The following is a 22,160-nucleotide window of genomic DNA, read 5'->3' as shown; positions in this document are numbered from 1 at the left end:
TGTTATATTAAAGATATATTAAATGAAAACTTAAATATTAAAGTATTTACTTAAATAAAAGGAGGATATTATGGGCAAATTAGTTGTAAATGTACATAATAAAAAAGGAAAAATTAATAAAGAAATTTATGGACACTTTTCAGAACATTTAGGTAGATGTATATATGAAGGATTATATGTTGGAGAAAATTCAAAAATTCCTAATACAAATGGTATGAGAAACGATGTAGTACAAGCGTTAAAAGAAATGAAAATACCAGTACTTCGTTGGCCAGGAGGATGTTTTGCTGATGAATATCATTGGAAAGATGGTATTGGACCAAAGGAAAATCGTAAGAAAATGATTAATACTCACTGGGGTGGAGTTGTTGAAGACAACAGCTTTGGTACTCATGAATTTATGGAATTATGTAGACAATTAGAATGTGAACCATATATTAATGGAAATTTAGGAAGTGGAACTGTTCAAGAAATGTCTGAATGGGTTGAATATTTAACTTTTGATGGTGTTTCTCCAATGGCTGACCTTAGAACTAAAAATGGCCATGAAAAGCCTTGGAAAGTAAAATACTTTGGTGTTGGTAATGAAAACTGGGGTTGCGGTGGTAACATGACACCTGAATTTTATGCAAATATGTATAGGAGATACCAAACATATTGCAGAAATTATGGAGATAATAAACTTTTCAAAATAGCTTGTGGACCAAATGTTGATGATTATAATTGGACAGAAGGTGTAATGAAGGTAGCCGCTAATTTTATGGATGGATTATCTCTACATTACTACACAATTCCAGGAGAATTTTGGACAGTAAAAGGAGCAGCAACTGGTTTTGATGAAAAAGATTGGTACGTAACTCTTAAGAAAACATTAATGATGGAAGAATTAATTCGTAGACATACTGCAATAATGGATCAATATGACCCAGAAAAGAAAGTTGCACTATTAGTTGATGAATGGGGAACTTGGTATGATGTTGAAGTTGGTACTAACCCAGGATTCTTATATCAACAAAATACTATGAGAGATGCATTAGTTGCAGGTATTAACTTAAATATCTTTAACAAGAATTGTGATAGAGTTAAGATGGCTAATATAGCCCAATTAGTAAATGTACTTCAATCTGTTATTTTAACAGAAGGAGAAAAAATGATATTAACTCCAACTTATCATGTATTTAATATGTACAAATGTCACCAAGAAGCAACTCTTGTTGAAAGTTATATAGACACTAAGAATATTGGAATTGAAGAGGAAAATCAAGTTCCTAACTTACATGAATCAGTATCTGTAGATGCAGAAGGAAGAATTAATATTACTATAAATAACTTATCAGTTTCAGAAGCTTATGATATTCAAGGAATTTTGGTAGATAGAGAAGTTAAAGCTGTTAAAGCTACTGTTTTAACAAATGAAATGGGTGCTTATAATACTTTCGACGAGCCAGAAACAGTAAAACCAGAAGAATTCAAAGACTTCAAGATTACTGATAAAGGAATTGATTTTAAGATTCCTAAGTGTAGTATAATTCACTTTGTTATAGAATAATATGAGTCAAAGATTTTGCAAACGCTGTTTGTTAGATGAGCTTTTCGATGAAAAAGAATATAAGCATTTACAAGATTATATTGAACATTTAGATAAGCACATTAAAACAGAAGAAGAAGAATATAATAGAAGGCTTGATATATGTAAGGAATGTGATAATTTAATTAATGGCATGTGCAAAATTTGTGGCTGCTTTGTGGAAATGAGAGCAGCTATTAAGAAAAATTATTGTCCTGATATAGAAAGATATTGGTAAATATATATTTAATGTTTATTTTGAAATAACTTGAAATAAAGAATATTAACTTATAATGTTAGCTAAATATTGAAATATAAGGTTTATACAAGCAAAATATTGCTTGTATCAGCCTTATTTTATTGTTAATTATGATTAAGATATTAAAAAAGGAGAATTATTTATGTTAAACAATAAAGAATTTAAAAATCCAATTGTGTTCCAAAGAGCTGATCCTTGGGTTTACAAACATACTGATGGCTATTATTATTTTACAGCATCAGTTCCTGAATATGATCGTATTGAACTTAGAAGAGCAACTAGCATTCAGCAATTAGGGAGTGTTAAGCCTGAAACAATATGGAGAAAACATGAAAAGGGAGAAATGGGGGCACACATATGGGCACCAGAAATCCATTTTATTAATAATAAGTGGTATATATATTTTGCAGCAGGAGATGTAGAAGATATTTGGCGCATAAGGATATATGTCCTTGAAAATTCATCACAAAATCCACTGGAAGGTTTATGGGTAGAAAAAGGACAAGTAAAAACTAATTGGGAATCTTTTTCATTAGATGCAACTACTTTTGAACATAAAGATAAAAGATATTTAGTTTGGGCCCAGAATGATCCTAAATTTAAAAATAATTCAAGTCTCTTTATTGCCCTTATGGAGAATCCTTGGACAATTACAGGAGAACAAGTTATGATATCAAGGCCTGATTTAGAATGGGAAAAGGTTGGAGAAATAGTTAATGAAGGACCAGCAGTAATTAAAAGAAATGGAAAAATATTTATTAGCTATTCTGCTAGTGCAACAGATCATAATTATTGTATGGGTCTATTAAGCGCTCCAGAAACAAGTGATTTATTAGATCCTAATTCATGGAGTAAATCGCCAAAGCCGATTTTTGAAACAAGTATTGAAAATAGTCAATATGGTCCTGGACATAATTGTTTTACTGTTTCCGAAGATGGAGCTTATGATGTTTTAATATATCATGCTAGAAACTACAAAGAATTAATGGGACATCCTCTTACTGATCCAAATCGCCATGCTAGAGCTCAAAGATTAAATTGGAATGAGGATGGAACTCCAAACTTTGGAATTCCAGAAGAGGATTAATATTATTAATATTTAATTCATACTAAAAGTAGAATATTTTTTAGGAGAGACACCAACAGCTTTCTTAAAAGATTTCAAAAAGTTGCTATAATCATTAAAGCCGCAATCAATGTATACATCATTAATATTAGCTCCATTTGAAAGAAGAGATTTTGCTATTGATATTCTCCGTGCAGTTATGTATTTATTTATAGTAGTTCCAGTAGCCAATTTAAAAATTCTGCAAATATATGATTCACTTAAAAAGAAATGTTCGGCCAAATGTTTAATTGTTATATTTTCTAAAACATTATCATTTATGTAGCTTATTACTTCTTGAATTTGATTATTATATTTGTAGTTTGATAAAATGGAATCTTCATTATCAACAAATAATTTGGTGAAATAGGTCATAAGCTCTATAAAGCTTGAATATTCAATTCTATCAGCTCCAAAGCCTTCAGCACTGATAATTTTATTTATAAAATACATAAATCTATTTTGCTGTTCCTTATCTAATTGAATTTTATGACTAAAGTTTTCATCGCGATGAGTGAAACAATAGCTTAAATCCGTTTTATTAGTGGAGATAGCTTTTAAAAAATCAGGATGAATGGAAAGTACTATTCTCTCATGAATCATTTTACTTATTTGAGAAACATAGTGACTTTCAAATTGATTTATAACAAATAAATCTCCAGGATTAATATGGTAGAGCTTATTATCTATTAAAAATTGTTTTCCACCAGAAATAGAATAATAAACCTCATAGGAATCATGTATGTGAATTGCCATAGTTTCTTCTTCACTATGTAAATGTGCAATAGAAAAATATTTATTTGAGATACAATTATTAATGGCTTCTTTACAAGATGCAAATTCTTTCATAAATGTCACCTCATTATAAGTTATTTACTTTTTATTATACTTACTACTTCAAGATTTGCAATATTTTGAGGAAAATATAACAAGAAACAGTTATATTATCATAGTATAATTATAGTATCAAAATAAGTAGAAGAGATTTTAAGGAGGAAATATTAAATGGATATAAAGAAATTTTCATTAGAAGGTAAAATAGCATTAGTAACTGGAGCGGCATATGGTATAGGCTTTGAACTTGCAAAATCCTATGCAGAAGCAGGAGCTACAATAGTATTTAATGATATTAATCAAGAAATGGTTGATAAGGGTTTAAAGGGCTATGAAGAATTAGGAATAAAAGCTCATGGATATGTATGTGACGTTACAGATGAAGATGCGGTAAATGAATTAGTTGAAAAGATTGAAAAAGAAGTTGGAGTAATTGATATTTTGGTAAACAATGCAGGAATAATTAAGAGAATTCCAATGCTTGAAATGAAAGCATCAGAATTTAGACAAGTTATTGATGTAGATTTAAATGCTCCATTTATAGTATCTAAGGCGGTAATTCCAGGAATGATCAAAAAAGGTCATGGAAAGATAATCAACATTTGTTCAATGATGAGTGAATTGGGAAGAGAAACAGTTTCAGCTTATGCAGCAGCTAAGGGTGGACTTAAGATGTTAACAAAGAATATTGCATCTGAATACGGTGAATATAATATTCAATGTAACGGTATTGGACCAGGATACATAGCTACACCACAAACAGCACCACTTAGAGAAGTTCAAGCTGATGGATCAAAACATCCTTTTGATCAGTTTATAGTTGCAAAAACTCCAGCAGCACGTTGGGGAACGCCAGAAGATTTAGCAGGACCAGCTGTATTCTTAGCATCCGATGCCTCAGACTTTGTAAATGGTCATATTTTATATGTAGATGGTGGAATCTTAGCTTATATTGGAAAACAACCTAAATAATTAAATTTATCTAATGTCACAACAATTTAAATTAATATAGTTTGGAGGAGAATGAAATGAAGATTGCTTTAATAAATGAAAATAGTCAAGCCGCTAAAAACCCAATTATATATGAAGCTTTAAAAAAAGTTGTAGAGCCAAAAGGCCATGAAGTATTCAATTATGGAATGTATGGCACAGAAGGTGAAGCACAATTAACATATGTTCAAAATGGTATATTAGCTGCTATTCTTTTAAATTCAGGAGCAGCAGATTATGTTATAACTGGATGTGGAACTGGTGAAGGTGCAATGCTTGCAGCTAATTCATTCCCAGGAGTTTTATGTGGACATATAGTTGATCCAGCTGATGCGTATATGTTTGCACAGGTAAATGATGGAAATGCAATAGCCTTACCTTTTGCAAAAGGTTTTGGATGGGGAGCTGAATTAAACTTAGAATATATTTTTGAAAAGTTATTCCAAGGTGAAAGCGGACAAGGATATCCAAAGGATAGAGTTATTCCAGAACAAAGAAATAAGAAAATCTTAGATGAAGTTAAAAAAGTAACGCACAAAGATATGGTAACTATTTTAAAAGAAATAGACCAAGAGTTATTAAAGGGTGCTGTAAGTGGAGAAAAGTTCAAAGAATACTTCTTTAATAATTGTAAATGTAAAGAAATAGAAGCTTGTATTAGAAATATATTAGAATAATAAAAAAACTATTAGTGTGTGTAATTAATCATAAATATATATAACAATCTTAAATATAGACATTAACCAATTAACTTAAACAGAGAATATTTATATAGCCTTATTAAGTACAAATATTAAAGTGTAGATTTTATATTTAGTACTTAATAAGGCTAAAAAAATAAAGTTAAACAATAAATAGCACTATATAAATGATCTTAAATTCAGCAAAGGTTTTAATAAATTTAATTTTTATTATCAATGTAAATGTATTCAAAATATTTTATATAACATGGGAGTGTTGAAAAATGAATCAATATAAAAAGAAACAATATCAGTTAATAGCTAAAGAAATGGTAGAAATATTAAATGAAAAAGGATATGTAAGCTACTATGCTGAGGATAAAGAAGAGGCTAAGAGGAGGATTTTAAGCTTAATACCAGAAGGAGCCAGTATATCTGTAGGAGGCTCAGAAACTCTTGGAGCAATGAATATGACAGAAGAATTTAGAAGTGAAAAATATAAATTTTTTGATAGATTTCAAGACAAGCCTTATGAAGAAATTTATGAAATTTATAGACAATCATTGCTTTCAGATTATTTTGTTTCAAGTACAAATGCAATAACTAGAAAAGGACAGCTTGTTAGTACAGATGCATCAGGAAACAGAGTGGCATCTATGATTATTGGACCTAGAAAAGTAATTATAGTAGCGGGAGCAAATAAGGTAGTTGATGATTTAGAGGAAGCTTTTAAGAGAATAAAAAAGATTGCACCAATGAATGCTACAAGGGTTAGACATGAAACTCCATGTGTTCAAACTGGACGATGTATGGAATGTGAAATGCAAAGTTCTGTGTGTAATTATACTGGGATAATAGAAAATGGACGCAAGGAACCTGGAAGAATAACAGTTATTATGGTAGCTGAAGAGTTAGGATTTTAATAATATGAATTGACAACAAAGAAACATAAGGTCTATAATTATTTTATGAAACTGGTTTCAAAAATTGTAGTGTGTAAATAAGAAGAAATAAATATATTAATTTAAGTATACTTTTTAATATATAAAGTATAGAAAATTAAAGGACAATTGAATCATTAAAGTTTTTGTGAAAATGTTTACTGAAATGCTTTCATAAATTTAAGCAAATAATAAAGAAATAATAATGTTATAGTCCTAATCATTTAGAAGGGAAATATTCAATTATGAAGGAATGGTTTTTAAAAGAGATAAAGCTTAATAATACAAGAGCTCCATTAATGAAACAGATTGAGGAATATGTAAAAGTTATCATTAAGGGAAATATACCACAAATACCCTTTAGCTCATATGTAGAGTTTTATACTAAAGGAAGCAGAAAAGAGTTTGAAAGAGCATATTTTGAAAGGAGAAAACAGTTAACTGCTTTAGGCTTATATCTTCAATGGAATAATTCTAAGGAAGCAATAGACTATTTTCATGAATTATTATGGACAATATCCAATGAATTCAGCTGGTGTTTAGCTGCTCATCTTCAATATGGAGAAGAAGAATTTTTAGGTGAATCAGAAAAGATAATAGATCTTTTTTCAGCAGAAACAGCACAAACTTTAAGTGAAATAATAATTATTCATGGAGAAAAGCTGAATTTGCTATTACAAAATCACATTAGAAGACAAATTAAAGAAAGAGTTATAAATCCATTTATAAATAGAAACTGGGAATGGGAAACAGCTACTCACAATTGGAGCGCGGTTTGTGGAGGTTGTATTGGAATAACAGCTTTGCTTATAGAAAAAAATGAAAGGCAAAAACTAATTTTAGATAAGGTTGAAAAAGCTTTGGAATACTATATTAGTGGGTTTGGTGAAGATGGAGCAACTTTAGAGGGGATTGGATATTGGTCTTATGGTTTTGGATATTATATTTATTATAAGGCCTTAAAGGCGGAAATGTATTTTGAAGATAAGAAAATTGAAAGAAGTTTTAAAGATGAGGAAGTAGGTAATAAAATTGCTGCTATAGCTGAGTTCCCTCAAAAGATTCAAATCTCAGAAAAAGTATTTTTACCATTTTCAGATGTACCTCCTAATATGATTTTGCCATCAGGATTAATTTCATATTTACATAATAAATACAAAATAAATGTTCCTTTAATAAAAGAAATTAGTACTTTTGATTTTGATCATTGTTATAGATGGGCACATGTTAGCAGAAACTTATGGTGGACAAGCGAAGAAATATTGAATAAAGAATTAATAAATGGTTCGTATTATTTTAAGGATGCTGATTGGATGGTTCATAGAAAAGATAAGTTGTTTTTTGCCATAAAAGGAGGTAGCAATAATGAACCTCATAATCATAATGATGTTGGAAGTTTTGTTGCAGCTATAGATGGGGAAATTATTTTAACAGATTTAGGTGCAGGTGCATATACAAAAGGATATTTTGGAAGTGAAAGATATACTTATCATAATACAAGATCATATTGGCATTCGGTACCATTTATAAATAATTTTGAACAAGAAGAAAGCAATATAAAAAGTAACTTTATTAAACAGGAAATCAATAATGATTATATAGAATTTAATTTAGAATTAGCCAAAGTTTATACTTCAGTAAATTTAAAGGATTTTTACCGGAAAGCAAAGTTTGAAAATCGTGATTCCACGTTGATTATAGAAGAGTCAATTTCAGGTGAGGATGTAATTGAAGTAAATGAAGGATTTATAAGTTATATAAAACCACAAGTAATTGAAGATGGGAAGGTTATTTGGAAAGGAACAAGTGGGAATATTGTCTTGTTATGTGATATTAATACATTTGATTATGTTATAGAAAAAGAAGAAGTAGCTAACCATTACAATGAAAGCGTGAGTATATATAGATTGGGATTAGTGACGCGTAAAAAAGAAAAAGAATTTAATATGTTATTTAAATTTTGTTATCAAATGATACATAGTCAGGGTTTAGTTGAATAGAAGATTTATTTAAATATAGATAATATAGGTATTTAGTTAAATATTATCAAGGAGGCACATTTAGAATGAATAACGATTGGAAAGAAGAAGCATGGGGCTTTATTCAAGAAAAAACTAATTTAAATAATGATAGAATTGGTGTGAATTTCCCTCATGTAAGCAAAAATAAGCATTATGATTTAGAAAAGCCTCAGTGGTGGACAGCAGGTTTCTGGCCAGGAATACTTTGGTATGTGTATCTTGCAAATAAAAACCAAAAATTAAAAATCACTGCTGAAGAATGTGAAAAAGAAATGGATTATTTGTTAACTGATTCTGAATTAATAGATCATGATATGGGATTTATGTGGACATTAAGTAGTTTGGCTAATTATAAAATAACAGGAAATAAGGAGTCAAGAAGGAGAGCATTACTTGCTGCTAATCTTTTGGCAGGAAGATTTAATATAAAAGGAAATTATATCCGTGCGTGGAATGATTGGATAGGTAAAGATGACAATTCGGGAGTTGCAATAATTGATTGTATGATGAATTTGGCACTTTTATATTGGGCATCAGAAGAAACAGGAGATCCAAGATTTAAACATGTTGCAGAAAGTCATGGCAAGATGGTATTAGAAAATTTTATCAGAGAAGATGGTTCGGTTCAGCATATGGTGGTGTTCGACTCAGAAACAGGAGAAGTTGTTGAAAAGCTTGGAGGACAAGGATTTGCACCTAATAGTGCATGGGCAAGAGGTTGTGCATGGGCAATCTATGGTCTTGCAATTTCATATAAATATACTAAAAATATAGAATTTTTAAATGCAGCTAAGAAAACAGCTAATTATTTTATTGCAAATATGAAAGATAAAAAGTGTCCAGTTTGGGATTTTAGAGTCCCAGAAGATGGGGAAAGAAAATATAGATATCCAGATTCATCAGCGGGAGCCATAGCTGCATGTGGCTTGCTTCTTATAAGTGAAGAAGTTTCAGAATTGGAGGTTTCATTATATAAGGATGCTGGAGAAAATATATTAAAAGATTTGTATTATGAATGTGCAACGAAAGAGGATATGGAAGAAGAAGGCTTATTATATCATGCAACAGGGCATTTTCCAGAACAAAAAAATCTAGATATTCCAATAATTTATGGTGACTATTTCTTTACAGAAGGAATTGCAAGGTTAAATGATGAAAAATTGTTATTTTGGTAAATGAGTTCAGGTTCAGTTTTTATTATTAAAAGTAATATAATGATTATTTCGCATTATTCTACATAGGTATTGAGATTTAATTATAATTAATAAGGATAGAAGGTAGTTTAGATGATTAACGAAAATATAGGTTTATATAATAAAAATCTTAAGAAGAATCCATTGAAAACTAAAGAAGATTTAAGAGCAGCATTAATTAATATAATAGAGCCCTTAACACCATTTTTAAAGGAACAAAAGCCTGGTCATTTAAATTTAGGAACCAGTGGGTCAGTTTATAGTGAAAATTCAAGAGAATGTGAAGCGTTTTTAAGACCTTTATGGGGAATAGGACCTCTTTCTACATTAAAAAATGAAAGTGATTCAGAATTAATTCAATATTTTGTTAAGGGATTAATAGAAAGTACTGATCCAAATAGTGAGGCTTACTATGGAAAAGTCAATGATTATGATCAACGTATAGTTGAAATGGCTTCAATTTCATTATCACTAATGTTATCTAAAGATATATTTTGGGATGCTTTAACAAAGGAACAACAGGATAATTTATATAATTGGTTAATTCAAATCAATGATCATACAATTCCAGATACTAATTGGTTATTCTTTAGAATCTTAGTTAATGTTGCAATGAAAAAGTGTGGAAGACAATGGTCAAAAGAGATACTTTTAAGAGATTTAGATAAAATAGATTCATTTTATTTAAATGATGGTTGGTATTTTGATGGATATGAAAAGCAAATAGATTATTATATTCCATTTGGAATGCATTATTATGGATTAATTTATGCAAAGGCAATGGAAGAAGAAGACCCAAAAAGATCAAAAGATTATAAAGAACGTGCTAGGATTTTTGCTCAAACTTATAAAGATTGGTTTTCAGTAGATGGATCAGCTATACCTTTTGGAAGAAGTTTGACCTATAGATTTGCTCAAAGCTGTTTTTGGTCTGCCTTAGCTTATGCAAATGTAGAAGCATTACCTTGGGGGGTTATAAAAGGTATTGTAATGAGAAATCTAAGATATTGGATTAATGAAAATATATTCTCAGCAGATGGATTGTTAAATATAGGATATACATATCAAAATTTAAATATGGCAGAAGGGTATAATGCACCTGGATCACCTTATTGGGCTTTAAAGACATTTTTAGCATTAGCAATACCTGAAGATCATCCGTTTTGGACATCAGAAGAACAAGATTTACCTTTTGCAGAGAAAAGTATTCAAAAAAGTTCTAGAATGATAGTTTGCCATGATAAAATAGGTAAAGAAGTTCAAGCATTCACCTCTGGCCAGCATTCACATGAGCATGCTCATGGAGATGCAAAGTATGAAAAATTCGTATATTCAACAACTTTTGGGTTTAGTGTACCTAAAGGAAGATTGCTATTAAAGCAAGGAGCCTTTGACAGTTGTCTAGCACTATCAGAAGGTGATGGATATTATAGAACTCGTTATGGCTGTGAAAGTTATGATATAAAAGAGGATTATATTGAATCATGTTGGAAGCCTTGGAAGGATGTTATAATAAAAAGTTTTATTATTCCTTTAACTCCATGGCATGTTAGAGTACATGTTATTGATACTAAGCGCATATTAGACATTGCAGAAGGCGGTTTTGCAGCACCTGCATGGATTGGGAATGGAAAGTTATTTGATGATAAAATTTTTTATAAATTCAAGGATTGCATTACTGGTATTTTAGATTTAAGTGGAAAATTAAAAGCAGAAATGATTGAGCCTGAACCTAACACGAATTTGTTATATCCACGAACTGTATTACCAACGCTGACAGGCAGCATTAATCCAGGAAAAAATATTTTAGTTTCAGCTGTTTTAGGTGCAGTAGCTGTTGATGAAGAATTTAATTTTGATGAAGGTCCTGTTGCAAAAATAGATCAAAATCTTGTGGAAATTTCATTTAACGGAAAAATAATATCAATAAAAATAGATTAAATTGAAATTGCATGAATGAGGATATTTCACCATGAAATATCCTTATTTAAATAAGGATATGCAAAATATGATCAAATTATTTTGAGAACTTAATGTAAGGGAGCGATAAAATGAAATCAAGAAAATGTTTCAAAATGAAACTTTATGATGGTTTTGAAGAGGAATATAAAAAAAGGCATGAAAATTTGTGGTCAGAAATGAAAAAAATGATTCATGAACATGGAGGGAGTAATTATTCTATTTATTTAGACAAAGATACTAATTATTTATATGGATTTATAGAATTGGAAGAAGAAGCTTTATGGAATAAGAGCGCTGAAACAGAAATTTGCAAGAAATGGTGGAAGTATATGGCTGATATAATGGAAACCAATCCAGATTGTAGCCCTGTTTCAGTGGAATTAGAACCAATGTTTTATCTACAATAAGAAAATATATCAGCAAGTATAATTAATATAATTCAATAAAAATATTGAATTATATTAGGAGTAAGTAAAAATAGCCTATTGATTTTAAAGAAATTATTGTTAAAATTAACAGACTATTTTTATATAATATTGTTAAAAAAATACTTATTCTTTAAAACAAGGGAATAGAAGTTTATAATGGAATAGAGCAATAAACATGACCTTATTTATAATATCTTACAAGCAATATTCTATGAAAATGGAATAAGGTACAAGCAAAAAGATTAAGGAGAATGATAGTAATGAAAACAGAACAAGGTATAGTAATTGAGGTGAATAATAATGAAGCCCAAATCAAAGTAGGCAGACATAGTGATTGTAGTAGCTGTGGAGGCTGTCCAGGAAGTGATAGTATCATAATAAAGGCAAATAATAAAGTTGGAGCAACCGTTGGACAGCGAGTAGTTTTTGAAGTTAAGGAGGTGAATGTATTAAGAGGTGCCTTTGTTGTTTTTGTTTTTCCATTAATTGCTGCTTTTATTGGGGTGTTATTAGGAGGAGGAATAGGAGATTACATTGGAGGTAATGTACATACTTTTCAAATAGCAGGTGGGATAATAGCTTTCTTATTATCGATGGTGTTAGTTAAGCTATTTGATAAAGCTGCTACTGCAAATGAAAAATCCAAACCAGAAATTATAAATATTTTATAAAATAATTAGTTTGATTTTTATGTACAAGTTCTAATAAGGAAATTTACTGTCGAAAAAAGTAATTGTTTACATTAAATTTTGATTTGAATTAAATTTAGTGAATATGAAATTTAGACAGCTATGAGATTAATTTATTTCTATAAACTTGAGAGGTGATTGTAATGTTAAAAAGTTTTCTTGGAGGGGTTCATCCTAAAGACAGCAAAGGGTATAGCTCCAATCAAGCAATTAAAATTCCAACATTACCTTCAACTGTAACTATTCCAGTGAGTCAGCATATAGGAGCTCATTGCGAACCAATAGTTAAGGTTGGAGATAAGGTTAAGAAGGGACAAGTAGTAGCAAAAAGCGATGCTTTTATGCACAGTCCAATACATTCGTCGATTTCTGGAGAAGTTATTAATATTACAGAAATGCCACATGCATCATTAGTTAAATGTTTATCAATCGTTATCAAAAATGATGGACTAGATGAATGGGCAGAGGGTCTTCCACTAAATCGTGATTGGGAAAATTTAAGCCCAGATGAAATTAGAGATATTATAAAAGAAGCTGGTATTGTTGGACTTGGAGGAGCGACGTTCCCTACACATATTAAGCTTTCTCCCAATAAAGATAAAAAAATTGATACTTTTATAGTAAATGCAGCTGAATGTGAACCATATCTTACAGCAGATTATAGAATGATGCTTGAATATTCAGAGCGTATGGTTAATGGAGTAAAAATTGTTATGAAGCTCCTAGGTGTTAACAAAGGATATGTAGGAATAGAAGATAATAAACCAGAAGCTATAATGGCTATGAAAGAAGCTTTTAGAGGAACTTCTGTTGAAGTTGTAGCACTTCCTACCAAATATCCTCAAGGTGCTGAAAAGATGCTTATAAAAGTACTTACAGATAGAGAAGTTCCAGCAGGTGGATTACCTATGGATGTTGGAGTAGTAGTCCAAAACGTTGGTACTACTATTGCAATTTATGATGCTGTAGCTAATGGAATCCCATTAATAGAAAGAGTTACTACAGTTTCAGGAGATGCAATTAAAGAACCTAAAAATCTATTATTAAGAATTGGAACAAGCTTTAAGGAAGCAATAGATTATTGTGGAGGTTTTAGTAAGACTCCTGAAAAGATAATTATGGGAGGACCTATGATGGGATTTGCTCAATTTACTTTAGATGTACCAGTAATGAAGGGTGTATCAGGTATATTAGCATTAAGCAGTGAAGTTGTAAATTCAGGAGAAGAAGGTCCATGTATTAGATGCGGAAGATGTGTTAAAGCATGTCCAATGGGATTAGTTCCAAGTATGCTAAGTATATTAGGTGAACGTCATAAATTTAGTGAAGCTAAAGAAGAATATGGCTTATTAAACTGTATAGAATGTGGAAGCTGTGTTTACGTATGTCCAGCAAAACGTAATATTGTGCAGTACATAAAATATTCAAAAGCACAAAACTTAGCAAAAGCAGCGAAGAAATAGGAAGTGAGGGGATAAAAATGAGTTCTGAAAATATAGTACAGACAAATAATGTACAAGAAGATAAAGTACGTGAAATCAAAGCAAAGGGAATAGAAGTTCAAGAAAGTATGTTTACTGTTTCTACCTCACCTCATGTACGTTGTGAAGAAACGACTTCAAAGATAATGTGGAATGTAAATATAGCCTTAGCGCCAGCAGCAATTTTTTCAATATTTTATTTTGGACTTACAGCTTTAATTAATATAGCAGTTGGTTTAATTTCAGCAGTTGCATTCGAATATTTACTACAAAAATTCACTAAGAAGAAGATTACTGCTTTTGATGGAAGCGCAGCTATAACTGGTATTTTATTAGCAATGTCTCTTCCACCTAGCTTACCTCCTTATATGATTGCAATTGGTTCTTTTATTGCTATAGTGGTAGCTAAGCAGTCAATGGGAGGACTTGGCTTTAACATTTTCAACCCTGCTCATATTGGAAGAGCAGCCTTAATGGTATCATGGCCAGTTGCAATGACAACTTGGACAAAGATAACAACATCAGTAGATGTAGTTACTAGTGCAACACCATTAAACATATTAAAACAACAAGGATATGATAAATTAGTTGAAACTTTTGGTGGAAATTTTGAATTGTATAAAGCAATGTTTCTTGGAACAAGAAATGGAAGTTTAGGTGAAACTTCTACTATATTGCTTTTAATTGGTGGAATTTATCTTATATATAAAGGATACATTAACTGGCATGTTCCTGTATTTATGATTGGAACAGTTGGTATTATTACTTGGATTTTTGGACCAGCAGGATTATTTACTGGAGATCCGTTATTCCATATGATGGCTGGAGGTCTTATAATTGGAGCGTTCTTTATGGCAACAGATATGGTCACTATTCCAATCACAACAAAAGGACAAATTATTTTTGCTGTGGGAGCTGGTGCTATAACTGCTTTGATCAGATTAAAAGGTGGTTATCCAGAAGGGGTTTGTTACTCAATTTTATTAATGAATGCTGTAACACCATTAATAGATCGTTTTGTAAAGCCAAAGATGTTTGGAGCAAGGGGGTAATGACATGTCAGAAGTAGAGATTAAAAAAGAAGAGTCTATATTTAAAGTAGCTATAAATTTAATAGTGACTTGTTTAGTTTCTGGGATAATAATAGCTTTAGTATATTATGTAACAGCGCCTATTGCAGTTCAAAAAAATGAAATGATGAAGCAGGAATCAATGAAGGCATTGGTTAGTGATGCTGATAATTTTAAGGAAGTATCAGGACAAAAAGAATGGTTTACTGCTGAAAAAGGTGGAAAAATAATAGCCTATGTAGTACCTGGTGAAACTAAAGGTTATGGTGGTGCTATTAAGATGTTAGTAGCAGTTACACCAGATGGGAAAATAGTTGATTACAGTATATTATCAGCTAATGAGACTCCTGGTCTTGGAGATAATGCAGGAAAAGAACCTTTTAAAAGCCAGTTCAAAGGAAAGAGTGCAGAAGCTTTAACTGTAGTAAAAGATCCTTCTAATAAAGAAAATATTCAAGCTATGACAGGGGCAACAATTTCCTCTAAAGCTGTAACACTAGGTATTAAGGAAGCTGTAGAAAAAGTAGTACACTTTACAGGAGGTAAGTAATATGAGAGAGTTATGGAATATTTTTAAAAAAGGTATAATAGATGAAAACCCAATATTTGTATTAGCCTTAAGTCTTTGTCCAGCGTTGGCAGTTACGACTACAGTTGTTAATGGATTAACTATGGGATTAACAGTATTATTTGTTATTACAGCTAATAATGTAGCAGTTTCAATAACACGTAAGCTTGTAAATGATAAGGTTAGAGTACCTGTGTATATAACTTCAATTGCAACAATAGTAACTATAGTACAACTTGTATTGCAAGCTTTTGCGCCTACATTATATAAGGCACTTGGCGTATATTTAGCATTAGTAGTTGTATTTGCAATAATCCTTGCTAGAGCAGAAGTATTTGCATCTAAAAACAAGATTATTCCATCATTTTTTGATGGACTTGGAATGGGTGTTGGATTTACAATAGCTATGCTTGTAATATCTGTTATAAGAGAGCTTTTCGGTAATGGAACAATATTAGGATTTTCAGTGTTTGGAGCTGGTTACAATCCTGCTTTAATTATGATTTTACCTCCAGGAGCCTTCATATTAATTGGTTATATGATGGGTGGAATTAAAATGTATCTAGAGCGTAAAGAAGAGCGCATAAAATCAGAGGGGAGTGAATCGTAATGACTGTAATGAAGGAATACTTTGCACTATTTATAGGTGCAGTACTTGTAAATAACTTTGTATTAACAAAATTTTTAGGTTTATGTATATTTTTTGGTGTATCAAAAAGTTTAGATGCATCTATAGGAATGGGAATGGCGGTTACGTCAGTTATAACCCTTAGCTCAATTCTTGCATATATAGTATATCATTTTGTATTATTGCCATATGGTCTAACTTTTTTAACAACAATTGTATTTGTAATACTTATAGCAAGTTTTGTACAGTTGTTAGAATTAATAATAAAGAAACAAGTGCCTGCTTTATATAATATGTGGGGAATCTATCTTCTTTTAATAGCTACAAACTGTATAGTATTATCTGTTCCAACATTAAGTGTTGAATCAAATTATTCATTTGTGGAAAGTATAGTGTTTGCAATAGGTTCGGGTATAGGCTTTGCTCTTGCATTAATACTCATGGCAAGTTTAAGAGAGAAGCTGGTGAATGCAGATGTTCCTAAGGCATTACAGGGAACTGGAATAGCATTTATTTTAGCAGGAATGTTATCTCTTGCATTTCTTGGGTTCTCAGGAATGATATAAGTTAATTTACCATTGATAAAATTGTGCTTTTGGTAAATTTATACAAGGGTCTGACCCCTTTATTGATAAAGATTAAGGAGATGAATTGATATATGAGTACTGCTATAATGGTTGTTGTAGTAATGGGAGCAGTTGGAATTGTTTTTGGATTTATTCTTGCAGTAGCAAATAAAAAGTTTGCCATGGAAGTAAATCCGCTTATACATGAAGTTGAAGAGGTGCTTCCTAAAGGTCAATGTGGAGCATGTGGTTTTGCAGGCTGTGCTAATTATGCAGAAGCTGTAGTTTTAAATCCTGATGTTGCACCTAATTTATGTGTACCTGGTAAGGAAGCTGTGGCAAAATTAGTAGCAGAGCTTACAGGAAAAGCAGCAGAAAAGGTAGAACCAAGAATAGCTCATGTTAGATGTAGAGGAACAGGGGACAAAGCTGTTTTAAGCTATAATTATAAAGGTGTAAAAGATTGTAAAGCAGCAAGTATGGTTCAAGGCGGACCTAAAGGCTGTAAAAATGGTTGTGTAGGTTTTGGAAACTGTGTGGAAGTTTGTAATTTTGGAGCTATGTCTATGGGAGAAAATGGACTTCCAGTTGTTAATAAAAAAAGATGTACTGGCTGTGGAGCTTGTGAGATAGCGTGTCCAAAGAGCGTTATTCAAATGATACCAACCAATGCAAAGATAAAAGTAGATTGTAATTCTAAGGATAAAGGAGCAATAGCAAGGAAATTATGTACAGCAGCATGTATAGGCTGCGGTATTTGTGCAAAAAACTGTTCATATGGTGCTATTGAAATTAAAAATAATCTTGCAGTAGTTGATCATAAGATCTGCATGGAAAAATGTAGTGAAGTAACCTGTATAGCTAAATGTCCAACAGGAGCAATTAATCTTGCTATCCAAGGACAAACAAATGGAAATACAGTTAATTTAAAAGCTACTGTTTAATAAATAAAAAATTAAGCTTGTAATCTTAATTCTTATAAAAATTAGGCTCATGCTAATTAGAATTAGTTTGAGTCTAATTTTATGTAAAAGTAGCTTGTGAATTAATGAAATTTAAGTTGAAATTTTATATAATTTATATTAATAAAGCAACTAGTAAATTGTATTGTTAATATTATAAAGTTAGTTAATAATTAAAGATAAGATTTTTCTGATGTATTTTTGTATAGCATCAATATAAAATAAGAGATTGGAGTACATATATGAAAAAGATTATATATCCACTAATAGGAGTAATTTTAAGTGGTATGTTTTGTGTTTCTTGCACAAATAACAAAGGTAAGTTCTATGAAAAAAGCAATATAGTAATGGATACAGCCGTGACTTTAAATGCTTATGGAGAAAATTCAAAAGAAGCGGTTGAGGAAAGTTTTAAAAAATTAGATGAAATTAATGAAATGGCAAGTACAAACATTAATACAAGTGATGTTTATAAAATAAATGAAGCTTCAGGGAAAGGTTATGTAAAAGTTCATCCGGAAATTTTAAAAATGGTAAAAACCTCAGTGGAATATTCTAAATTAAGTGAGGGAGCTTTTGATATTACATTAGGACCAATAATAAATTTATGGGGAATAGGTACAGACAATGAAAGACTTCCATCTGATGAAGAAATTAAAGGAAAGCTTCTGCTAGTTGGATATGATAAAATTAGCATTAACGAAAATGACAGCAGTATTATGCTTCAAAAGGAAGGCATGGCAATAGATTTAGGCGGAGTGGCTAAAGGATTTGCAGTTGATGAAGTATTAAAAATCTATAAGAAATATAAAATTGAAAATGGACTTATTAATTTAGGTTCAAGTTCAATTTATGCGGTTGGAAAAAATAAAGAAAATAAGGATTGGGCAGTTGGAATTAAACATCCTAGAAATGAAGATCCTAATGAATATTTAGGAATAATAAAGATGACAAATGAATCTTTATCTACTTCTGGAGATTACGAAAGATGTTTTATAAAGGACAATAAAAGATATCATCATATTATAGATCCTAAAACTGGGTATCCAGTAGATAATGGAGTTATGAGTGATACTATAGTAATAAATGGAGAATTTGATGACAATGGTATGATAGCAGATCTTCTTACTACTACAGTTTTTACACTTGGACCAGAAAAAGGCTTAAAGTTAATTAATAATATGCCAAAGGTATCATGTGAAATTACAACTTCAGATTATAAAGTTTATACTTCAAATGGATTTAAAGATAGAGTTACAAATTTACATAAGGATTTTAAATTTGCAAATTAGAGAGGTTATTTAAATAATAAATTTAGAATAATTCCCCTTTCTACAATTGCAAGGAATATTAAAGATTAGAAATCTTAAACAAAATTATATAAGGTGTAGCTAACATAAAATTTATGTTAACTACACCTTGTTTTGTTCATGTTCCAAATTATATTCACTTATATTTAAATTGCTAAAATAATGTAGTTTAGAAAGATGTCTAACTATAAAATTTGAAGTGATTCCAATGAAAATTCCAGTAGATATACCCGTTAGAGATAAAATAGGAAGATAAAGCATTATAGCAATATTTTCAACCATAGCAGAAGCCACAATTAACTGACCAACATTATGAAAGAAAGCACCAGCAGAACTTACGCCGATTATACTAACTTTATCTTTTAATGATCCTTTGACTAATACCATTGCTAAATAACTAAGAATTGCACCAGCAACGCTATATATGAAAGTTGATAGTGTGCCACCGATCATAGTTGCAAGTAAAAGTCTTAGTAATATTACTAAAAAAACATCTTTTTTACTTTTCAATGTGTACAATGCTACAACAGTAATTAAATTTGCGAGTCCAAGCTTTGCACCAGGTGCAATGAAGGGCACTGGAATCATACTTTCAACAGCATAGAGAGCTAAAGCTTGTGATACCAAAAGACCTATAAAAACTATTCTAAATGTTTTACTCATCGGATTCACCTCAATGTACTGGTATAATATCAGTATCTTTTTCATTATTATTGCTTTTAATTTCAACCATTAACTTATGTGGAAGACATACTAAAAGATCTCCTGGTTTTGATATAAAGCCGGATTTTACACAAATTTTATCAGGACAGTCTGAATCTACTATTCTAATAGAATCATCTTTAAGTTCAATTGTATTATATCCGTAGTCTGTTTTTACTTCTATTTCTTCTTCACCTCTATGCTCTGATAGGAGAACTTTCTTATAAAGCTTACCATCTAGCGTTATTTCAGCATAAGTTCCATTATAATTGTGTCCCATTATTACCCCAAAAACTAGTTCAGGAATAAAAGATAAGCAGATTAGTAAAATGATTATAATTATATCCCACTTTTTAAACATAATAGTTCCTTCTTTAATTTCAGCTTTTGAATTTAGGTAATTATAAAAAATCTAAAGCTTGTAATTTGATTTAAGACGTTTAATGATAATATGTATCTTGTATATAAGTAAATATTATCATTAGATAAAATTATGGGCAATAAATAAGTGAAAAAATAATCCACATATACAAATATAAATTTATTTTATTATTTCTATTATGTAGATTACTTAAAATTCTAAATATAAAAAGCCAAGATTAAATTAGAATTACAGAGAAAAGAAGTTAACAAAGCTGTTTATAAATATCTTTAACCCTTTAATAGTATCTATTTCTTTAGAAAATATTTTAGTGTCGTCAGGGGTAGAAAAGTAAGGATTTCTTTTGAATTGTTGATATTTTAATCATGAATTAGTAGAAAATATATTAAGAAAAAATCTTAAATTCTAACTTAATATTTAATTGTTAAGTATTGACAAAATAAATCTACAGTTGTAAACTTAATGTGTGGTTTACGATTGTAGATTTATTTTTAATTTGAGAAAGGAAGAATAAGGATGAGAAATATTTTTATAAAGAAAACATTAGTATTTGCATTAGCAGCTACAGCATTAATAGGAGTGTTACCAATATCAGCTAATGCTGAATGGAAAGAGAAGGATGGAAATAAATATTATTTCAATAATGAAAATGGAACATATATAACAGGATGGATGCAAGATCAAAATGGAAATTGGTATTATTTTAATGATAATGGAGTTATGCAAAAAAATACGACAATAGATGGTGGATATGTATTAGGAGCAGATGGAGTATGGACTGAAGGAAAAAAATATGTGTCAGCAAGTACAAGTTATTCAAATAATACTGAAGGAACATGGAAACGTGATGGAGGCAAGTGGTATTTTTATGATAAATCCGGAACTATGTTAAGAAATACAACTGTAATGTCTGGTGGTAAAGAGTATAAGCTTGGAGCAGACGGTGCATGGATTGATGGGGAAGCGGATGCAGGATCAAGTTCATATAAATTGAATGGCCTTTGGATAAATAATAGTGGTAAATGGTATTATAAAAAGAATGGAGAAAGTTCATACACTAAAGGATGGCTCAATGAAGATGGTAAGTGGTATTATTTAGATCAAAATGGAGTTATGCAACAAAATACAACTATAAAAATTGATGATAAAAACTATACGTTCGGAAGTAATGGGGTTTGCACAAGCAAATAATATTAAAAGTAGGTAAATGAAATTAAACAGCTTTTTACTAAATATTAATAGTATTAGGCTGTTTTTAACTATACTTGAGTATATCGCGTACAAATAAGTTTAATTTTGGTAATTAATGCATTGACAAACAAAATTCATGGAGATAAACTAAAAATGGATATTTACAGATGTAAACCAAAAGTGAAAGGGGCATTATAAATGAAGGAACTTCCAAAGATATCTGAAGCAGAGTGGGAAGTAATGAAACTTTTATGGAAAGCAAATCCATTAACTTCAGAAAAAATTATAGCATCATTAGCAGAAGAAAATAATTGGTCAACTCAAACTATAAAAACTTTTATAACAAGACTTATTAAAAAAGAAGCAATAGGTTTTGAAAAAACGGGGAGAGTTTATAACTATTATCCATTAGTATCGGAAGATGAGTGTATAAAGTCTGAAAATAATTTCTTTTTAAATAAAGTATACAATGGGGCTTTAAACATACTCTTTAGTAAGTTTTTAGAAGACGATAACTTGTCTATTGATGAAATTGAAGAATTAGAAAATCTTCTTAAAGAGAAAAAAGAAAAAAATTTAAATAAAAAGTAATCAATATTGTTTAAATAAATTTTAATGCACTTTCAGAGAG

Annotated in this window: 23 protein-coding genes; 20 read left to right on the top strand and 3 right to left on the bottom strand. The window is 30.3% G+C overall.

What is annotated here, in order from left to right; all coding sequences use genetic code 11:
• The first annotated feature begins 70 nt into the window (after positions 1-70).
• The 3 genes from GXK56_RS05090 (at position 71) to GXK56_RS05080 (ending at position 2,913) form a co-directional block, all read left to right on the top strand.
• On the top strand, positions 71-1,549 hold the full coding sequence (locus GXK56_RS05090; RefSeq protein WP_160685799.1) for an alpha-N-arabinofuranosidase: 1,479 nt from the start codon (positions 71-73) through the stop codon (positions 1,547-1,549).
• A gap of 1 nt (position 1,550) precedes the next feature.
• Entirely contained in the window at positions 1,551-1,805 is a 255-nt protein-coding gene (locus tag GXK56_RS05085; RefSeq protein ID WP_160685797.1) for a DUF6171 family protein, read from the top strand.
• Positions 1,806-1,968: 163 nt separating this feature from the next.
• On the top strand, positions 1,969-2,913 hold the full coding sequence (locus GXK56_RS05080; protein WP_160685795.1) for a glycoside hydrolase family 43 protein: 945 nt from the start codon (positions 1,969-1,971) through the stop codon (positions 2,911-2,913).
• A gap of 12 nt (positions 2,914-2,925) precedes the next feature.
• On the opposite strand, the gene GXK56_RS05075 is transcribed toward GXK56_RS05080, so the two are convergent.
• Positions 2,926-3,780 (bottom strand): AraC family transcriptional regulator, encoded by an 855-nt coding sequence (locus GXK56_RS05075; protein ID WP_160685793.1) that lies wholly within the window; start codon positions 3,778-3,780, stop codon positions 2,926-2,928.
• A gap of 156 nt (positions 3,781-3,936) precedes the next feature.
• On the opposite strand from GXK56_RS05075, the gene GXK56_RS05070 reads away from it, so the two are divergent.
• The 15 genes from GXK56_RS05070 (at position 3,937) to GXK56_RS05000 (ending at position 19,236) form a co-directional block, all read left to right on the top strand.
• A complete protein-coding gene (locus tag GXK56_RS05070) occupies positions 3,937-4,737 on the top strand; it encodes a gluconate 5-dehydrogenase (RefSeq protein WP_160685791.1) in 801 nt (266 codons plus the stop codon).
• Between the two features lie 56 nt (positions 4,738-4,793).
• Entirely contained in the window at positions 4,794-5,432 is a 639-nt protein-coding gene (locus tag GXK56_RS05065) for an RpiB/LacA/LacB family sugar-phosphate isomerase (RefSeq protein WP_160685789.1), read from the top strand.
• A gap of 287 nt (positions 5,433-5,719) precedes the next feature.
• Positions 5,720-6,358: a lactate utilization protein gene (locus GXK56_RS05060; protein WP_160685787.1), complete on the top strand. Its 639-nt coding sequence runs from the start codon at positions 5,720-5,722 to the stop codon at positions 6,356-6,358.
• Between the two features lie 263 nt (positions 6,359-6,621).
• Entirely contained in the window at positions 6,622-8,376 is a 1,755-nt protein-coding gene (locus GXK56_RS05055) for a heparinase II/III family protein (RefSeq protein ID WP_160685785.1), read from the top strand.
• A 65-nt stretch (positions 8,377-8,441) separates the two neighbouring features.
• Positions 8,442-9,572, top strand: coding sequence for a glycoside hydrolase family 88 protein (locus GXK56_RS05050; protein ID WP_160685783.1), 1,131 nt, complete (start codon positions 8,442-8,444; stop codon positions 9,570-9,572).
• Positions 9,573-9,683: 111 nt separating this feature from the next.
• On the top strand, positions 9,684-11,531 hold the full coding sequence (locus GXK56_RS05045) for a DUF2264 domain-containing protein (RefSeq protein ID WP_243156019.1): 1,848 nt from the start codon (positions 9,684-9,686) through the stop codon (positions 11,529-11,531).
• A gap of 110 nt (positions 11,532-11,641) precedes the next feature.
• Positions 11,642-11,959, top strand: coding sequence for an L-rhamnose mutarotase (gene rhaM, locus GXK56_RS05040; RefSeq protein ID WP_160685781.1), 318 nt, complete (start codon positions 11,642-11,644; stop codon positions 11,957-11,959).
• 281 nt (positions 11,960-12,240) lie between these two features.
• Positions 12,241-12,651: a SoxR reducing system RseC family protein gene (locus tag GXK56_RS05035; protein ID WP_160685779.1), complete on the top strand. Its 411-nt coding sequence runs from the start codon at positions 12,241-12,243 to the stop codon at positions 12,649-12,651.
• 161 nt (positions 12,652-12,812) lie between these two features.
• Positions 12,813-14,132: an electron transport complex subunit RsxC gene (gene rsxC, locus GXK56_RS05030; protein ID WP_160685777.1), complete on the top strand. Its 1,320-nt coding sequence runs from the start codon at positions 12,813-12,815 to the stop codon at positions 14,130-14,132.
• 107 nt (positions 14,133-14,239) lie between these two features.
• Positions 14,240-15,202, top strand: a complete 963-nt coding sequence (locus GXK56_RS05025; RefSeq protein ID WP_243156024.1) for an RnfABCDGE type electron transport complex subunit D — start codon at positions 14,240-14,242, stop codon at positions 15,200-15,202.
• Between the two features lie 4 nt (positions 15,203-15,206).
• On the top strand, positions 15,207-15,770 hold the full coding sequence (locus tag GXK56_RS05020; protein ID WP_160685773.1) for an FMN-binding protein: 564 nt from the start codon (positions 15,207-15,209) through the stop codon (positions 15,768-15,770).
• A gap of 1 nt (position 15,771) precedes the next feature.
• A complete protein-coding gene (locus tag GXK56_RS05015; protein ID WP_160685771.1) occupies positions 15,772-16,398 on the top strand; it encodes an electron transport complex subunit E in 627 nt (208 codons plus the stop codon).
• An 8-nt stretch (positions 16,399-16,406) separates the two neighbouring features.
• Entirely contained in the window at positions 16,407-16,982 is a 576-nt protein-coding gene (locus GXK56_RS05010) for an RnfABCDGE type electron transport complex subunit A (protein ID WP_160686036.1), read from the top strand.
• A 92-nt stretch (positions 16,983-17,074) separates the two neighbouring features.
• Entirely contained in the window at positions 17,075-17,926 is an 852-nt protein-coding gene (gene rnfB, locus GXK56_RS05005; protein ID WP_160685769.1) for an RnfABCDGE type electron transport complex subunit B, read from the top strand.
• Between the two features lie 260 nt (positions 17,927-18,186).
• The gene (locus GXK56_RS05000; protein WP_160685767.1) at positions 18,187-19,236 is read left to right on the top strand and encodes an FAD:protein FMN transferase; all 1,050 of its coding nucleotides are present in this window, start codon (positions 18,187-18,189) and stop codon (positions 19,234-19,236) included.
• Positions 19,237-19,356: 120 nt separating this feature from the next.
• Here GXK56_RS05000 and GXK56_RS04995 read toward each other — a convergent pair whose 3' ends face one another.
• Positions 19,357-19,917: a Gx transporter family protein gene (locus GXK56_RS04995; protein WP_160685765.1), complete on the bottom strand. Its 561-nt coding sequence runs from the start codon at positions 19,915-19,917 to the stop codon at positions 19,357-19,359.
• A gap of 10 nt (positions 19,918-19,927) precedes the next feature.
• Positions 19,928-20,317, bottom strand: a complete 390-nt coding sequence (locus tag GXK56_RS04990) for a NusG domain II-containing protein (RefSeq protein WP_160685763.1) — start codon at positions 20,315-20,317, stop codon at positions 19,928-19,930.
• Positions 20,318-20,854: 537 nt separating this feature from the next.
• Here GXK56_RS04990 and GXK56_RS04985 point away from each other — a divergent pair.
• Both GXK56_RS04985 and GXK56_RS04980 read left to right on the top strand, forming a co-directional pair.
• Entirely contained in the window at positions 20,855-21,529 is a 675-nt protein-coding gene (locus GXK56_RS04985) for a hypothetical protein (RefSeq protein ID WP_160685761.1), read from the top strand.
• Positions 21,530-21,727: 198 nt separating this feature from the next.
• Positions 21,728-22,120, top strand: a complete 393-nt coding sequence (locus GXK56_RS04980) for a BlaI/MecI/CopY family transcriptional regulator (RefSeq protein WP_160685759.1) — start codon at positions 21,728-21,730, stop codon at positions 22,118-22,120.
• Positions 22,121-22,160 lie beyond the last annotated feature (40 nt).

The sequence above is a fragment of the Clostridium sp. C2-6-12 genome, assembly GCF_009928485.1.
Classification (GTDB): domain Bacteria; phylum Bacillota; class Clostridia; order Clostridiales; family Clostridiaceae; genus Clostridium.
Note: the sequence above shows the minus strand (reverse complement) of the source record. Positions and strands in the feature narration are given on the sequence as shown.

Coding starts and splice junctions, on each gene's coding strand:
- GXK56_RS05080 (WP_160685795.1), top strand. CDS start 1,969: ATGTTAAACAATAAAGAATTTAAAAATCCAATTGTGTTCCAAAGAGCT.
- rhaM (WP_160685781.1), top strand. CDS start 11,642: ATGAAATCAAGAAAATGTTTCAAAATGAAACTTTATGATGGTTTTGAA.
- GXK56_RS05070 (WP_160685791.1), top strand. CDS start 3,937: ATGGATATAAAGAAATTTTCATTAGAAGGTAAAATAGCATTAGTAACT.
- GXK56_RS05025 (WP_243156024.1), top strand. CDS start 14,240: ATGTTTACTGTTTCTACCTCACCTCATGTACGTTGTGAAGAAACGACT.
- GXK56_RS05000 (WP_160685767.1), top strand. CDS start 18,187: ATGAAAAAGATTATATATCCACTAATAGGAGTAATTTTAAGTGGTATG.
- GXK56_RS05055 (WP_160685785.1), top strand. CDS start 6,622: ATGAAGGAATGGTTTTTAAAAGAGATAAAGCTTAATAATACAAGAGCT.
- GXK56_RS05010 (WP_160686036.1), top strand. CDS start 16,407: ATGAAGGAATACTTTGCACTATTTATAGGTGCAGTACTTGTAAATAAC.
- GXK56_RS04995 (WP_160685765.1), bottom strand. CDS start 19,917: ATGAGTAAAACATTTAGAATAGTTTTTATAGGTCTTTTGGTATCACAA.
- GXK56_RS05050 (WP_160685783.1), top strand. CDS start 8,442: ATGAATAACGATTGGAAAGAAGAAGCATGGGGCTTTATTCAAGAAAAA.
- GXK56_RS05065 (WP_160685789.1), top strand. CDS start 4,794: ATGAAGATTGCTTTAATAAATGAAAATAGTCAAGCCGCTAAAAACCCA.
- GXK56_RS04990 (WP_160685763.1), bottom strand. CDS start 20,317: ATGTTTAAAAAGTGGGATATAATTATAATCATTTTACTAATCTGCTTA.
- GXK56_RS05090 (WP_160685799.1), top strand. CDS start 71: ATGGGCAAATTAGTTGTAAATGTACATAATAAAAAAGGAAAAATTAAT.
- GXK56_RS04985 (WP_160685761.1), top strand. CDS start 20,855: ATGAGAAATATTTTTATAAAGAAAACATTAGTATTTGCATTAGCAGCT.
- rsxC (WP_160685777.1), top strand. CDS start 12,813: ATGTTAAAAAGTTTTCTTGGAGGGGTTCATCCTAAAGACAGCAAAGGG.
- GXK56_RS05060 (WP_160685787.1), top strand. CDS start 5,720: ATGAATCAATATAAAAAGAAACAATATCAGTTAATAGCTAAAGAAATG.
- GXK56_RS05075 (WP_160685793.1), bottom strand. CDS start 3,780: ATGAAAGAATTTGCATCTTGTAAAGAAGCCATTAATAATTGTATCTCA.
- GXK56_RS04980 (WP_160685759.1), top strand. CDS start 21,728: ATGAAGGAACTTCCAAAGATATCTGAAGCAGAGTGGGAAGTAATGAAA.
- rnfB (WP_160685769.1), top strand. CDS start 17,075: ATGAGTACTGCTATAATGGTTGTTGTAGTAATGGGAGCAGTTGGAATT.
- GXK56_RS05045 (WP_243156019.1), top strand. CDS start 9,684: ATGATTAACGAAAATATAGGTTTATATAATAAAAATCTTAAGAAGAAT.
- GXK56_RS05085 (WP_160685797.1), top strand. CDS start 1,551: ATGAGTCAAAGATTTTGCAAACGCTGTTTGTTAGATGAGCTTTTCGAT.
- GXK56_RS05015 (WP_160685771.1), top strand. CDS start 15,772: ATGAGAGAGTTATGGAATATTTTTAAAAAAGGTATAATAGATGAAAAC.
- GXK56_RS05035 (WP_160685779.1), top strand. CDS start 12,241: ATGAAAACAGAACAAGGTATAGTAATTGAGGTGAATAATAATGAAGCC.
- GXK56_RS05020 (WP_160685773.1), top strand. CDS start 15,207: ATGTCAGAAGTAGAGATTAAAAAAGAAGAGTCTATATTTAAAGTAGCT.